General features: G+C 31.5%; 11 protein-coding genes. 1 reads left to right on the forward strand and 10 read right to left on the reverse strand.

The features are described from left to right. Positions 1 to 165 precede the first annotated feature (165 nt). The 10 genes from CHRY9293_RS13100 to CHRY9293_RS13145 all read right to left on the reverse strand — a co-directional run bounded on the left by CHRY9293_RS13100 (position 166) and on the right by CHRY9293_RS13145 (position 11,122). Positions 166 to 366 carry a class IIb bacteriocin, lactobin A/cerein 7B family gene (locus CHRY9293_RS13100; protein ID WP_122546487.1) on the reverse strand — a complete coding sequence of 67 codons (201 nt, stop codon included), beginning with the start codon at positions 364 to 366 and terminating at the stop codon, positions 166 to 168. Positions 367 to 782: 416 nt separating this feature from the next. Then, entirely contained in the window at positions 783 to 1,634 is an 852-nt protein-coding gene (locus CHRY9293_RS13105) for an AraC family transcriptional regulator (protein WP_162033390.1), read from the reverse strand. A 1,134-nt stretch (positions 1,635 to 2,768) separates the two neighbouring features. Beyond that, entirely contained in the window at positions 2,769 to 3,104 is a 336-nt protein-coding gene (locus tag CHRY9293_RS13110; protein WP_228455537.1) for a helix-turn-helix domain-containing protein, read from the reverse strand. A gap of 21 nt (positions 3,105 to 3,125) precedes the next feature. Continuing rightward, entirely contained in the window at positions 3,126 to 3,563 is a 438-nt protein-coding gene (locus CHRY9293_RS13115) for a transposase (RefSeq protein ID WP_162033392.1), read from the reverse strand. Between the two features lie 29 nt (positions 3,564 to 3,592). Continuing rightward, on the reverse strand, positions 3,593 to 4,165 hold the full coding sequence (locus CHRY9293_RS13120) for a glycosyltransferase family protein (protein WP_162033393.1): 573 nt from the start codon (positions 4,163 to 4,165) through the stop codon (positions 3,593 to 3,595). A gap of 292 nt (positions 4,166 to 4,457) precedes the next feature. Next, on the reverse strand, positions 4,458 to 5,339 hold the full coding sequence (locus CHRY9293_RS13125) for a T9SS type A sorting domain-containing protein (RefSeq protein WP_162033394.1): 882 nt from the start codon (positions 5,337 to 5,339) through the stop codon (positions 4,458 to 4,460). Positions 5,340 to 5,574: 235 nt separating this feature from the next. Further along, the gene (locus tag CHRY9293_RS13130) at positions 5,575 to 6,474 is read right to left on the reverse strand and encodes a Dabb family protein (RefSeq protein ID WP_162033395.1); all 900 of its coding nucleotides are present in this window, start codon (positions 6,472 to 6,474) and stop codon (positions 5,575 to 5,577) included. Positions 6,475 to 6,607: 133 nt separating this feature from the next. Further along, entirely contained in the window at positions 6,608 to 8,263 is a 1,656-nt protein-coding gene (locus CHRY9293_RS13135) for an FISUMP domain-containing protein (RefSeq protein WP_162033396.1), read from the reverse strand. Between the two features lie 31 nt (positions 8,264 to 8,294). Continuing rightward, positions 8,295 to 8,912, reverse strand: a complete 618-nt coding sequence (locus CHRY9293_RS13140) for a hypothetical protein (protein ID WP_162033397.1) — start codon at positions 8,910 to 8,912, stop codon at positions 8,295 to 8,297. A 329-nt stretch (positions 8,913 to 9,241) separates the two neighbouring features. Next, entirely contained in the window at positions 9,242 to 11,122 is a 1,881-nt protein-coding gene (locus CHRY9293_RS13145) for a fibrobacter succinogenes major paralogous domain-containing protein (RefSeq protein ID WP_162033398.1), read from the reverse strand. 1,574 nt (positions 11,123 to 12,696) lie between these two features. On the opposite strand from CHRY9293_RS13145, the gene CHRY9293_RS13150 reads away from it, so the two are divergent. After that, positions 12,697 to 15,627 (forward strand): sensor histidine kinase, encoded by a 2,931-nt coding sequence (locus CHRY9293_RS13150; protein WP_162033399.1) that lies wholly within the window; start codon positions 12,697 to 12,699, stop codon positions 15,625 to 15,627. Position 15,628: the final 1 nt, after the last annotated feature.

A 15,628-nucleotide genomic window follows, 5' to 3' on the forward strand; every position in this document is an offset into this window, starting at 1 on the left:
GAATTGCTACAGGGAAAAATCCTCCTTCTACATTTTTAACTTCTTGAGTGTTCAGTTCTTGTAATTTTAAATTTTCTACTTGCATATTTTTAATTTTTAATGAATTATTTAAATAGCTATCTTCCTTATATTATTTGGATAGCCTAGTTTTGTTCCATTAGTGGATTATCTCCAATAACGATTAAGAACTCTTGATACTCCCCAACCGGCAACTCCAGTCGCAACAGCTCCAGCAAATCCAATAGTAGCCTTAGCAGCCAATCCTCCTAACGCCATAGCAGGAATTGCTACAGGGAAAAATCCTCCTTCTACATTTTTAACTTCTTGAGTGTTCAGTTCTTGCACTTTTAAATTTTCTACTTGCATTTTTTAATAATTTTTAGTTAATAATTAATTTAAATCATCTAACAGTATTGCGCGCTATTGTTTTATGACATTGCAAAGTTAAACACAAATAACAGTGACTATTTTGCAATAATTAGCCATATTTTGCTCATATTTATCAAAAAACCAATTAATAGTAGTAATGTGAGTTTAAGGCAAGGTCATAAGTACACTTTATTGGGCTTTTTATTTCATATTTATATTACCCGTTGAAAATCAAATAATTTTATATATAAAAACAAAAAAAATAAATTGTAAACAATTTATTTTTTTAAACTCACTTCAAATTGAGGCTAATTACTCTCAATAACCCTAAGAGAAAATGTAATGGATAAATATAGTTCAATACATACCTTCTGAATACATTGTGAAAATCAAATACCAGATAGGATCAATTATTATTTATGGAGAAATCTATTTTTAAAATTTGTAGGAGATTCCCCAACAAGTTTTTTAAATAAGGTACAAAAATAGGATATACTTTCAAAGCCCACTTTATAACAAACATCTCCTACAGCAAAGTCTTGAAGCAAAAAAGCTTTGGCCATATTTATTCTGTACTTATTGATAAAATTAGTGAATGTTAAATTCGTCTGTTTCTTAAAATACCTACAGAATGCAGTAGTGCTTAGGTGTACCAGATGAGCAACCTCATCTATAGTAAGGCGTTTGTGGTAATTTTCATGTATATATTCATAAATAGTATCCATTCGGACTTTATTATAGGAAAATAATTTTGCTCTTGTATCCTCTGTATTCAGTTCTTCAACCTCTTTTGAATTGGCTAAAATTTGTAATATTTTTATTAAATCTAATAAAGATCCTAATTTTCTATCACTCTTTAATTCCTTTAGCATTCTACCTACTTCTTTCTTTGTTTCTCCTTTAAAAGAAAAACCTAAAAATGAACTTTCTAGCAATACTTTTATCCGATCAAACTCTGGGACATTCACTAAACCTTCATTTACAAAACTATCTTTAATTTGAACTACAATCTGATTATAATCAGTTTTAATTCCATAATCAAAGTTTAAATGGGGTACATTAGGTCCTATTAAAATGAGATCACTTTCTGTAAAATCTGATATATGCTTTCCAACATGTCTAATACCTCTACCCTTAGGCGTTTCTATGTATACCAATTCAATTTCGGGATGAGAATGCCAAAAAAAACATTCATTAAGTGAGGGTGTGAATGATTTAAAAGAATATCCTTCTTCAAAAATAATTTTTTCTTCTTGTATTTTCATTATTACATATTTATATTCCAAAATTGCTACAGCTATGTCACACAACAGGAAACTATTGTCCTATTGTTAGCTTATTAGCCCAACATAAGAGAAAATTAATATCATAATAAACTATTGGCAATTCTTAGGTAGAGCTCGGGAATCTCATCTTATAATCCATTCCTATATTCTCCAAAATGTCTCTTGAATATTCAATGTATTTCTAGATGCAAAAGGATTATTCATAGAATTTTTAACTTATCGAAAATCCTATATAGAAAAGATTAAAATATATCTATAATAAAATTACCATACCGATTCTAAAACTTGATAGTCTCGAATAACTTCGGATGTTAAATTAAAAATTTATTGAGGGGGTTTGAGGATGTTTTTTCAGGAGTTTCGGTTTCTTATATGCTCCTTTTGTGCAACCTTATAAGATAAACTACAGCTGTAGTTGTAAAAAATTGAGCTATAGTAAAACAAATAAAAGCTCAATGATAAGAGGCTTCATATTTCCCTCTTAATTTCTAAAATAGATTGGAACATCTCTACGCCCCGTACTATACTAAGTAAAAGCCTTTATTATAATAAATTGTTTTTTCATTTTTTTATCATTTAATACACTTTTCATACTCATCTTTTTTAAGAATTGAACTTTTTATAAATTAGGATTGATATCGGCATAATTTTAACACGAAATCATCCCACACAACTCTTAAAAAATAGATGGTATACGAAAAGTAAAATATCCATTTATGCTTTTACAAAAATAAAATATGTACTATATATATAAAGAACGTTTATAATTACAAATTTTGTAAAATAATGATTGCTTTCAATGCTATATCGACATGATATTATTATATTATAAGCTAGACTACTTAATTCAAATACGTCTCTTTTTATTTGGTTACGGTATGTAAGCATGCATCACTATTCAGATGGTAATCAAATTATTATTTATATTCCTTTATATCAAAACAATTTACTGGAAAATGAAATTAAAGTATTTTTCTTTTACTTAACAAATGTTATAATTCTTAGGATAGTCCATTAAAAATTCTTCATTGCAATTCCTATTCTAGTTACATAGTACTATCAGCAATAAAATATCGTTTTCATAATTTGATAGGTAAAAATTACTTACTAAAGCTAAATTGCTATACTAAAATACTCTTTTCTCCATTTGGAAATAGTATGTCGACTAATTTTAAAATGTATTGCTAATTCACTATTATTCAAGTGATGCTTTTTCTGAAAATTCAATATATGTATAACGGTCGATTCATTATATGCACGATGACTTTGATTAAAGGCTTTCGTACTACTATTTGGTGACCCAAATATTTTTTTGTTAAGTGTTATAACATCCAGAACTGATAAATATTCCTTATTTAGAAGACTTATGCATTCTTCCTTTTTATGAGGATATTTCTTCTCTAAAATATCCCTGAAAATTTGCTTGTAATTAATGTTTGCTTTGTTCATATTAATTTTCATAAATAGTTTCTACTTTGTACTATATTTATCCAACCATTTATACAATGTACTTTTAGGAATTCCATAATCCTTCATAACCTGTATCAAATCTTTTTCACCAGCATATAATATCTCCAAAATAAAATCAATCATTTCTTTGGTATATATATTTTTACGAAATTGAATTTGTTTAGAAACGGATACGGGTCTATTCTTAGTCCCATTTGGAGGGGCATACAGGATAAGATGCTCTGAGTATATTCTGAAAAAATCATATTTTAAAAGTCTACACCAGCTTAATAAAATCTCAGTATCTAGCGTTTCTAATTCATACATTTTTTTTATTTCACGCTCTTCACAACCAAAAAAATCACAGATAAAAGAAAATTCAATCTGATTTTCATCCACCTTCTTTTTTATTAAGTTACCTAAATGAATATTTTTAAAATCAAACGTATTTGGAACCATGTTATATTGTATTAAAAAGCCAATAAGAATTAATATAAAATATCTTCTACATTTAATGGATTCTCCATATATATTCCATTCAAAACTTCTACCTCTAAGTGACTTTCAAAATGAGTTTTTATACTATGGGATCCAAATACTGTTATATCACAATGATGCATCATAGAAATCATTTTTTCTCCTTTATATTTATTATAGGAATAGATATCTGAATGAACCCAATTAATTTTTTTTGTTTTGATGAATGGGCTTCTCAGAAGTGCTCCAAGAGTAGAGTACTCCATAGCAATCTCAACATCAGGAAGTAAGTTCATTTTATAGTACTCTAAGCAAGAAAAAAAACGATACATAATCAGGATCATCTTCATTTCTAAAAAATAAGCCTTGGTCCATTTTTTATTAGAATTAAGCACCTCATTATTGGTCATATAAAATACTTGGACATAGCTAGGAATTTCCTTAATCAATTCTCCTTTATATCTCTCAAGGAGTACAATAGGTTCAAATTTTGTTCTATCCAAATAATCAATGATATTCAATAAGGCTATCTGTGCAGCTCCATTCTCCATTGTGCATATACGAAAAAGAATTTTTTTCTTCATGGTTTTTAATTTATCATTAGATATATAGATTCTTTATTGGTAATTATAGAATATCAATATTTTTGGAACACCAAAGCATACACAAAAAAATTCTGAATCAATGAAGATGATTTTTATGGAAAAAATAAGTTCTTAAAATAATGCGCAGCAAAAATTGCTGCACATTACGGGATACAACATAACCTAATACAATCATCATTTGTATTTCTAGGAGCAATATATAAACCCTAGTCAAAATTGCTTCTGGTTAGTGTTATCTCATTATTAGACTTTTCCTAAAACAATATGAGATTTACTTTTTAATTACGGTACTTAGCTTTCTAGTAGAACCATCTTTCATTTCAAATCTTAAATAATATATCCCGGATTTTAAATCTCCCAAATAAATAGAAGATGATGGATTATTAATCGTTTTAACTGTTGCTCCAGAAGTATCTCTTACAAGAATTGATTTTACTTTTGAAACGTCCGGGATATTTAAGTCTGATACAAATGGATTTGGATATACCTTAATATCATTCTGTTCATCAAGTAGCTGAGATTCTGATAAAGATTGCTTAGTAAGACCTAATAAAGTAACCGCAGATCGATCGCTGGTAGTAAAACCTTCGGGTGGAGAACTGGTATTAATTTTCTCAGGGCTTGTATGGTCTAAAGAGGTTACTAGTGAATATTTATTAGATACCTCTGCGAATTTTGAAGGAGGATAAGTTGCAAAACTGTTTAATGACTTAAAATCATCACCTGGCTTGATTTCATCCACCGCAATCACAAGATTATTCGTATTAATGTATAAAAAAGGTTGAGAAAAATTTACGGTAACTTCTCCTGTAAAAGGAATAACCTCTACATCCCCCTCAAAAACCTGAGTTAATGATGTTAAAGGAATCCAATCGGAATTTGATGAGAATTGAGACTTGTCAGTATATCCCAGATACACTTTCCAAGTTTTCGAATTAGTAATAGGAGAACTCCCAGACAAATAAAATTTTAGTCCTGTAATACTCCCTGAATTAGCCTTAATTTCTGATGCCTGAAAAATTTGCTGTGAATAACTGTATTGTTGGCTAAGCAAAATAGGTACCATCCCTGTATTACCTGGAAAACCAAGATCGACTTGTGCGTGTGCTGATAACCCAGCCATCATCATACACGAAAATAACATTTTCTTCATAAAAAAATAATTTTTAATTAAAGTCCATTATTAGACATGTTTGTGCTTTTTTAATTCTATTATAGAATGTTTTATCGAATATCATTTTTCACTTGGAGAGTGAATCCTAAAAACGGCTTAATATAAACGGCCTTACTTATATAAACAGATTATTCTGAGATACAATGGATATATATAAGATACAGGATAAAACATTCTAATAAAATCATCATTTGTGTTTTCGGAAGAAAGTCTCTTATTGTCTTTTTACTTCGTAGTCATAAACCATTACTCCTTTAGAAATATCAGGATCAATATCAAGAAATTGTTCTGCAAAAGCTCTATAGGCATCATGCATTGGATCAAATGTCCCGGAAGCAGTCTGAAAAGGCTTTCCTTCATAATAATCACGATCAGCTTCCGATGCAAAGCTCACTCTAAATCCTACTTCATATCCTCTACCAGCACCTTCTTTACTATTTTGATAGCCAAATTCTATAAGCTTAATATAAGGTACTCCATTTTTTTTAGAATCCTTTAAAGCTAAAAAGCCGTCAATCACTGCTTGTTTTTGAGCTTCTGTTACATTGGGTTTAAATCTAAACAACGTCCAATGATCCAACCTATATCCAGTTTCTGGTATACTTCCACTTCCTTTTTCATTACTCGTAAAATCAAAAACTAATACGCCACCTGTACTTGGATCGTCAAGGTCAAGAAGTGGTCCTACAAAGTTTTTAAAATCGTCATACATTTGATCAAAAGCTGCCGGAGTAGGTTGTCCATCAATTTTCCCTACATAATAATCACGATCTTCCAAAGATTTAAAAGTCACTCTAAATCCTACATCATAGTTTCCCTTTGCGGCCACTTTACTGTTTTGGACACCATATTCAATTTTAACATAAGGTTTGCCGTCTTTTAAAGAATTACGAAGAGCCATAAATCGATCAACAACTTCCTGTCTTTGTTGTGCTGTTACACTTGACTTAAATTTAAACAATACCAAATGTTCTATCCTTTCTGTATCTTGGGTCTGTGAAGGATCTGGTTGGGTATCGCCATCATTACGACAAGATATTGCCGATACTAATGCAATCAAGCATAGTACAAGAGTAAATGATTTAATTACATTGTTAAAATTACTTTTTTTCATAATTTTTTTTAAAATTTTTCATTTGTTATTTTTAAGATTAATTATAAGAGACCACGCATTCGAATGAAAAAAATAGTTGGAAAAGATATTGTAACGAAATAATTACCGAGTCAACTTTTTAGACCTTTTAATATCATTCTGAAATACAGCGTACAGAAAATCCCCAATTGTCGCTGCTGAATGGTGCTTGTTGTACCGAACCACTCAAAACCCCATTTAACCCACCAGCCACATATATCATGTTCCTTGTACTAGACCAATAATTAGCCAGATAACCACGTTGTCTCAACGCTCCTGTACTAGCATTCCGAGTCCCTGCCGTAGGTAAAGTGAGTTTATTACTGTTACTTGAACAAGTCAATATAACTGCCGAAGTATAATTGGTCGCGAGCTCAAAAAAAGAACCTATCTGACTTATTGAATTAGAAGAATTTAAAGCACTCCATTCTGTCGCAGTAGGCACTCTAAACCCGGAAGGACATGGATCATTTCCGGTCTTTACAGCCCCCCAAGAACCATCTGGAGCTGGTGACGTATTCCATCCTGGAATATTATCATAACTTGCTTGGTCTTGAGCTTGAGTCAATGCTGGTGAAAGTCTCCCCCATTGATATTTGGCACCGTGAATTCCTGCAACTGGTGTATTAGGGTCTAAGCTTTCATCTGATCCCATATTATGTGTTTTCCAAGCTTTACTTGATCCGCACATAACCACTGAAGTAGGAAAACCACCTCCACTGCCTGCACCTACAAGTCTAGTAAAGACACAAGTTTGCCCTCCAATTGAAAATACAAAGGATGCTGTTCCCGAATTAATAGGCAGCCCTGTAAATGTAAAGATAAAAGTGCCACTACTCCCAAATGTCCCAGGCTGTAAAGTTGCAGTAAGACCATATACTCCTGTAGAATTAATTGTCTGAGTTGGGTAGCTAATTCCAATAGTACCTCCTGTATAAGGTATACTTGTAATATCACCTCCATTAGCAAATACATTTACTGTCAAAGTTCCAAAATGTTGAGCCGCAGAACAATTAAGAGCCAACGTAGAAGCTGCTACTACCGGAATATTGAAAGAACATGTTTGTCCCCTAAACGTAATCGAAAAACTGGCAGTTCCTGAAGAAGTTGGAGTTCCTGATATAGCAAAAGTCAATAATCCATTTCCATTGGCTAATGTTCCTGCTTGTAATGTAGCTGTAAGACCTGTCACTCCAGTAGATGCTATAGGAGTTCCTGCCGAATAGGCTGTCCCATCACCTCCTGTATATGGAACCTGTGCACTTACTCCTGAAACGGCAATGCCTTGTGTAAGAGTTTCAACGCTAGTTCCTGGACAATTAAGAACAAAAGTAGAAGGTGTTGCCGAACATAAATCCGGGCGTACAGCTTTCCAAGTTCCTCCATTGATCGAAGAAGAAGGATTATCATAATACCAAAAGCCACGGCATAATGTTCCATCTGTAGCTCCCACCCCCGCTACTCCTGAGACAGCCGTATTAAAAACAATAAAACCATCATAATAATAAGGGTAGTTATTTGCGATACCAAAATTTCCTTGTGAAAAAGAAGTAAAGGCTGCTAAGTCCGTTCTTGGAAATAATAATCCTTTTCCCACATTCGATGTATTATTATAAGCTGTGTTGGAAGAAGCATCAATAAATGCAGAACTGTTTGGAGCAGATGAAATCGCATTACTATTCGCTATTCTTACCTGGCTATCAAAATAGCTTCCCAATGCTAAAACCGCTAATAAGATAATTTTTTGTATATTAATAAATATATGTTTCATTTCTAAATATTTTTATTTTTAAATTGAATGGTTAAAATCCTGATATCCAATCCCATGACTCATTCCCTGAACCTCCTAAATACACCAATATTCCCGAACCTCCCGCCTGCACTTGGGTAAATACAGTATTCCTAGGAGCAGGTGAAATATCAATATTATTATTTCCTATATTGGATACATAAATTGTTTTCCCTACAGAAATTCCTGATGTAGGAAGTGTTAAGGTGTGTCCCGAGGTATCGATTTTTAATGTAATATAATCATCTGTAGGTAAGACTGTATAATCCGTTGTGATCTCCGTGGTAACATTAAAAGTTACCATAGAATTCCCTCCTAGAGATTTCCATTTCGAGGTAGGGTTATCATAATAGTAAAAGCCGGTTCCCGAAATATTGGAAGTTTTCCCTGAAGTTCCTGACCCAGAGATAACAAATACCAATACTCCATTTTGTGCAACGCCATAAGCTAAATCTTTAGCAGCCAGCTGAGCTACCGTGAAGCGAGGGATTAAAACTCCATCAGGAGAAGCAGTGGAAGAGGTTCCTACAACATCAAGAGTAGATTGGGGCGTATTCGTGTGTATTCCCACTTGTCCAAAAGCAAGAGTACTTGAGATTGCTGCCCATGCAACAATAATTTTTTTTTTCATTTTTTTTGTTTGTGTTATTATATTAGCTGTATAAAGACTTTCTATCTAAATAGAACCTTTATATATTTAAATCAAGCAACCTATCTTCAAAAATTAGTTGCAGAATGTGTATCATCATTATTTAGATATGCTTTAAAAATCCAAGGGTTATTTATCAGGTAACCCTTGGGAGTGAAAAAACACTTTACTATGATAAAATCTGATTTGGTTGTTAATTTCCAAAAAGGGGGTATACTAGATAGATTATAATACCTCCTATAGGTTAAATACTAAATGATATCCTCTAAAATACGATGATATATTTCTAATCATTAATTCTAAGGTTATAACTATTCTGATATACAACGCACAGAATTACCATCAGAACGCAAATCTGAATCAAAAAAGCTCACACCATACACTTGAGAAGCATCGAAAGTTATGACATAACTACGTCCATTTGGGTCCTCTGTACTAGACCAATATACCCCCTCATAACCACGATGATTCAATATCCCCGTGGAATAGTCACGATATCCCGCAGCAGGGAGCATTAACTGTTTAGCTCCACACTTATATACTAATGCCGATCCAAAATTTGAATCAATATCTATAAAACTTCCAAGTCTACTCAGAGTACTATTATTATGTAATGTTATCCACTCAGTTCTTGTAGGAACACGATATCCTGATGGACAAGGATCTTGTGGTGCTTTTATAGGTGTTAATTCGCTTCCACTAGCATTCCATGAAAGATTAGGTGCGAATGTGCTATCCCAACCTATGATATTACTAGGAGGAGTATCAACAGTAGCTACAGAAGCTTTTCTCCCCCATTGATAGTAATTCCCATGAATTTGCTTAATCGGGAAATTTGGGTCAAAACTTTCATCCGCTCCTTCATTATGAGTTTTCCAAGCTTTACTAGAACCACACATAACTAAAGATGTTTCCGTTGAAACTGTTGTACTCACATTACAAGATATACTACCAAAACTAATTGGAATTGTCATAGGTCCGGATGCTGTAGCTGATCCCGTTACATTATATACCAAACTACCATTACCCGTTGCCAGAGTTCCCGCCAGAAGCGTAAACGTTAAGCCATTTCGAGTAAATGATTGTTGAGGATAGGGTTCTCCATTTCCACCTGTATAAGGTATCATAAGTGTTCCTGTATAAACTTGACCTTGGTTAATAGTACCTGGTGAAAATATAGCACTACCACAGGTGAGAGAAGTTATACTTGCTGTAAAATCATCAACCTCTACTGTAAAAGTACACGATTTACCCGCAACTGTAATAGGAAAATTTGCTGTACCTGCGCCTGAAGGAATTCCTGTAATAGTAAATACAAAATTACTATTGCCTTCAAATAAAGTACCTCCAATTAAGTTAGCACTTAATCCTGTAACACCACCAGTCGAATTAAAACTTGCAGAAGGATAAGTACCTCCGTTTCCTCCTGTATAAGGAACTGTAGCATTGACTCCACTTGCCGATACACCAGAATGGACGGCTCCTGAAATAGTTGCAGTCGTACACTCAAGAGTTGTTATATGTCCTGTTGGAACATTTGATGAACACAACGATCCCCAATTGGGTACCACAGGGTCCTTTGAATCATTAACCATCAAGCAACCTAAATCATCAAAACAATCCGAACAAAAAATAACAAGACCATGGGCAGGATGTACAATATTATTCATCTCAGCCTCCAACATCCTTGGAGGAAGAAATCCATCATGGGTACTGGTAAGATCAAGAATCGCAGAAGGATCAGGAGCGCTTGTTCCCATACCAATTCTTCCACCCGTAAATCCTAAATTATTGCCATCCATAATCACATGACGTGTATTGGACAATGTGCCATCTGAATTATAAATATTACTACTACTTCCCAATTTTTTCCATTGATTCTGGGTAGCATCATAAAAATAGAATCCATAGGCATCTACTTTTATGGTCTGACCTATCTGATTGGCATCATCAGCAGGTTCGGTAACATACACAATTACTCCATTTTGAGCAGCTCCATACACTCCGAGGATAGAAGCATTATGGAGAGAATTACCCGTTAATCTTGGAGGTAAAATACCTTCCGCAGTACTTCCATTTGTATTTTTAGAAGTGATATCAAAAGTTGCCTTAGGATCAGGGGTATTAATACCGACCTGTCCATAAGCTAATACTTCAAAGAGTATTAAAGGTAATAAATACTTTTTTTTCATAGGTTATTGCTTATTTAAGTTTTTTTATATAGCTCAGGAAAAACATATACGTTGATAAATAGCATTTTCCTTACTATCCATAGCTGTTTAGTAAATTCTTTAAAACTCCGAGGGTTATGATTAATACCTTTGGAAATAAAAACATTTTATATGATAAAATCTTAATATCTTTTTTACTAGGAAAGACAGTCTATATTGTCAGAACATGTGTAGAATAGTTAAAAACCGGGGTTGTATGATATTCACCCCGGTAAATACTAAAATAATATACTAAAATACGATGTCATGCCAATAGAACATTTATAAAACAACGTCACACATTTTGTAGAATGAACTGTTTAAAAGAATATTAATTACCCCCTGGGCTAAAATATATTTTAAGAATAAAGTCATTGGTATTTATCGGAATGAGGTATAAAATAGGGAGGGTTTTAGTCTTTTCAGTACACTCATTAATCTCAAATATACTAGAGAAATAATATTGTCTTTTCATTAATGTTGTTTTTTATGGAGTTTAAATTTTCCTATCAATGTTATCAAACTATATATAGGTATTTATAATAGTCTCTAATTGAGAAGTATTTAACAAACTGTCATCAAAGAAGTATTCTAGAATTCTTATAGTTAGATGGAATTCTGAAACTAATTTTCAGAGCTTTTATTAATATGGAATTGAATATTTTTTTTTCATCATTGTAAGTGTCTGTTTAATTAGGTTTATATTATTAATTATATATGCAAATTTATAAGGACTTCCTCTTATCCTCACTATCAAACTCGTGGAACTATTACTGTGTTTTCGTGGAATTATTTCCACAAAATATAGTAATAATACTACAACCCATAGAGAGAGTATAATCAAAAACAAGAAACTAAACAACACATTATTAGCACATTATATTTTTCCAGATTATATGTTATACCACCAGTAGAATATTAATATCCCATAACACATTTGATGGACAAGATCTAGATGTATTTTTGAGACTATAGATTAGTCAAAACTATTTTTGTCAATACACCAAAGGATGGAATTTTTCAAAAAGAATGAAAGTGCTATGCTCATATTAGATGCCTCTGTAGCCCATCTATATAATAAAAACATCCTATTCAAGCTGATTTTAAATAAAAATGTAGATTTAATATTATATGTTGTGGAAAAAAATCCACATCAGAATAAGAATATATGTATACATTTGGCCATAAATAGATAGAAAAAGTCTTCTAATTTTGTCAATATAAATTAGAGTTATTTCAAAAAACAAAGTAAAAAAATAGAGCTTGAATTTTTGATATTGCTTTAAAGAGACTGACAAATAATTATGTATCATTTCGTAAACCTAATTATACTTCCGATGAAGATTTTTTAGAAATCAATATAATTTAAGAATAATAAATAGATTAACTTTAACAAAAGACTCTTAGATAATTTGAATTTCTAACCTCTGTTCATAGAAGAAACAAAAGAAGCTTTTATTTGTAATTTATACAGTACTTATTAGTAAGTATTGCATAATAACCAAGCACGGCAAGGCTGTCTTTATAATTATATTTGTATTATAAAACTATTAAGGATGAAGCTCTTATACTTTTTATTTATTATCTTTTTAATGAATTTGAAGGGACAGTCTTATACTTCTCAATGGTATAATACGGATAACGGACTGCCTCAAAATAGTGTAAAAGATATTATCAAGGACAAATATGGTTTTATTTGGCTGGCTACCGAAAATGGTCTCGTAAAATATGATGGAAAGCAATTTACTATATTTAATGATCCCAAGTCCAAAAACTACTATCCCTCCATCTTTTTAGGCAATCTACAAAGAGATTACATTCTCACTTATAATGATATTAATGAAAATATACAATTTATCACTCAAAGAAAAGTGGTTGTAAAAAACGGTCCTATCACTGAAAAAACTATTACGAGAAAAGGAAAGAATTATACTAATTTCTATATTGCTTTTAAAGGAAAAAGTGAAGATAAGACCCATAGCTATTTTATTCGTGTACAATCAGGAATATATTATTTTGAAAAAAATAGAATCATTTATGAAAACCATTCAAAGTATGAGATCATCATCCCTATACAATTAAGCGATGATATTCTTGAAAATACATTTGTCCACGGCGAAACTATTTTTATCCCTTATATAATCAATAAAAAAATGCTATTCATTATGGATGGAAAAACCAAGTATGAAGAAGCCCCATCTATTTATACTTCTCCTAAGAGCAAATTTTATAGAAATTTACTGCATAGACAAGTTTTTATTGTAAATAAAGATATTATATATCGTAGCAGTTTTCAGAACAATAAGTTAGTTGCAACTAAACTCATTACCTACAAAAATTTTGGATATAACTATTTTAACTCACTATATTATGATGAAGCATATAGCAATTTATATTTAGGTAGTTATAGCAAAGGATTAAATATTGTAAAGATATCCAACTTTTCCGTTTCCCTCAAAAACGGTCCTTATGAAAGTGATGTTTTTTATGCTGCAATGCCATTTGGAAAAGATAAAGTTATTACTGAAAAAGGAGGTGTTTACAATAAATTTTCAATAGTCTATGATTATAAATTCAAGGAAGAATATTCCAGAGCTAGTATGATTTATGATTCGGAAGGAAACATCATAAGCAAGAAGCAACATAAACTTTTTAAAAGATATAAAAAGGGGAATTTTCATGTGGAAGATACTCTTCATATCAATGCCCATCTGCATAAACAAGTAAATAACGTTTTTAAAAGCAAAGATCTTTATATAATTTCGTTGGAAGATTCTTTGGGATATTATCTTGCTCTATATAAAAATGATAAGTTTGATAAAACCAATCAGCTATTTAAATTTAAATGGGATATAACTTGCGTAACTCATTATGATAATAATCATCTTCTTGTAGGAAACAGAAAAGGGCTATTTATCATTTCACTCGTCACCCATACAATAAGTAGAATAAATGGGAGTCAAAATCTTTTTATAAAGTCCATCAAAAGAACATCAGATGGAAATTTCTGGCTTACTACTGTTGCCAATGGTTTTTATTTACTTAAAAATAATCATCTTATTAATATGCCGTTAGATCCCAATAAATATATTGTATCCGCCCACTGTATCCTTGAAGATAACCATGATGGTATGTGGATATCTACCAATAATGGATTATTTAAAGTCCTAAAAAGACAATTACTGAGTTATAGTAAGAATAGAAAAACAAAGGTTTACTATCATCGTTTTACCCGATATGACGGTTTTAAAACAAATGAATTCAATGGTCTTTGTACACCTTGTGCCAACATATTGCCCAATGGAAATTTTGTATTTCCTTCTTTAGAAGGTTTGGTTTTTTTCAATCCGGATAATATTCATGTGAACTATCCTCAATATATTTATGTAGAACGAGCTAAGATTCAAAAATCAGAAATTGATTTCACCCATACACTCACCCTGCCAAAAGATTATAAGATGGCCATTATATATATTGATGTTCCCTATTATGGAAATACTGAAAATTTATATGTAGAAGCAAGATTAGAAGGATCTGAATCGTCATCTTGGGAAAGAATTGAAGGAAATCGATATACAATCAGTAATGTATCACCTGGGCATTATCAATTGCATATAAGAGCACTAGTCTCAGAAAATGGACAATTTATAGATAAAACAATATCTGTAGAAATTAAGCCCTATTTTTATCAGACTATTTTATTTAAAACCCTTGTTCCTCTTTTAGGATTGATTATCCTATTTCTGATCATCCAACTCAGAACAAATTCATTAAATAAAGCATTAAAAACTTCCCATCATCAACTTAAAAACGCCTCCGAACATCAGAGAAATCTTATAGAAGCCATCAGTCATGATATTACAACTCCTGTAAAGTATATCACCCTAATTTCACAAAAACTTCATGAGGCAAAAGAAGACACAATACTTCAGAAAGAATGGTTTAAAAGTATATTTATTTCTTCCGAACAGCTATATAAATTTACTCTAGGACTTAAAGATTATGCACAGTTATTTAATGAGGAAGGTTTATTAAATCTTGAGATATGCCATATTTACGAAGAAGTAGAAGAAAAAAAATTATTATTTGAAGAAATTGGAAAAAAGAAAAATATCATTATTCATAATTTTTGTGATCCACAAATAGCAGTAAAAGCTAATAAAAAAATTCTCACTACCATTCTTCATAACATCATTGATAATGCCGTAAAATACACCTCAGATGGAGATATTTTTATCAGCACTTATTTACATAAAGAACAAACTGAAATTGTAATAGAAGATACCGGAAAAGGTATGTCTCAGGAACAAATAAAATATTATTCGGATATCTTCAAAAATCATGATACATCAGGCAAAAACTTTAAGAAATACGGACTAGGTCTACATATGGTTCTCCCCTTGGTAAAAAAACTTAATTGGCAAATAAGTTTTCATCCCAATACTCCAAAAGGAACAAAAGTTAAAATTATAATTAAAAAAATATAAT

This window comes from Chryseobacterium potabilaquae, assembly GCF_902728265.1.
GTDB lineage: Bacteria > Bacteroidota > Bacteroidia > Flavobacteriales > Weeksellaceae > Chryseobacterium > Chryseobacterium potabilaquae.

Bases quoted from the DNA above. Each gene is read 5' to 3' on its own strand.
- CHRY9293_RS13100 (WP_122546487.1), bottom strand. From the start codon at position 366: ATGCAAGTAGAAAATTTAAAAGTGCAAGAACTGAACACTCAAGAAGTT.
- CHRY9293_RS13105 (WP_162033390.1), bottom strand. From the start codon at position 1,634: ATGAAAATACAAGAAGAAAAAATTATTTTTGAAGAAGGATATTCTTTT.
- CHRY9293_RS13110 (WP_228455537.1), bottom strand. From the start codon at position 3,104: ATGAACAAAGCAAACATTAATTACAAGCAAATTTTCAGGGATATTTTA.
- CHRY9293_RS13115 (WP_162033392.1), bottom strand. From the start codon at position 3,563: ATGGTTCCAAATACGTTTGATTTTAAAAATATTCATTTAGGTAACTTA.
- CHRY9293_RS13120 (WP_162033393.1), bottom strand. From the start codon at position 4,165: ATGAAGAAAAAAATTCTTTTTCGTATATGCACAATGGAGAATGGAGCT.
- CHRY9293_RS13125 (WP_162033394.1), bottom strand. From the start codon at position 5,339: ATGAAGAAAATGTTATTTTCGTGTATGATGATGGCTGGGTTATCAGCA.
- CHRY9293_RS13130 (WP_162033395.1), bottom strand. From the start codon at position 6,474: ATGAAAAAAAGTAATTTTAACAATGTAATTAAATCATTTACTCTTGTA.
- CHRY9293_RS13135 (WP_162033396.1), bottom strand. From the start codon at position 8,263: ATGAAACATATATTTATTAATATACAAAAAATTATCTTATTAGCGGTT.
- CHRY9293_RS13140 (WP_162033397.1), bottom strand. From the start codon at position 8,912: ATGAAAAAAAAAATTATTGTTGCATGGGCAGCAATCTCAAGTACTCTT.
- CHRY9293_RS13145 (WP_162033398.1), bottom strand. From the start codon at position 11,122: ATGAAAAAAAAGTATTTATTACCTTTAATACTCTTTGAAGTATTAGCT.
- CHRY9293_RS13150 (WP_162033399.1), top strand. From the start codon at position 12,697: ATGAAGCTCTTATACTTTTTATTTATTATCTTTTTAATGAATTTGAAG.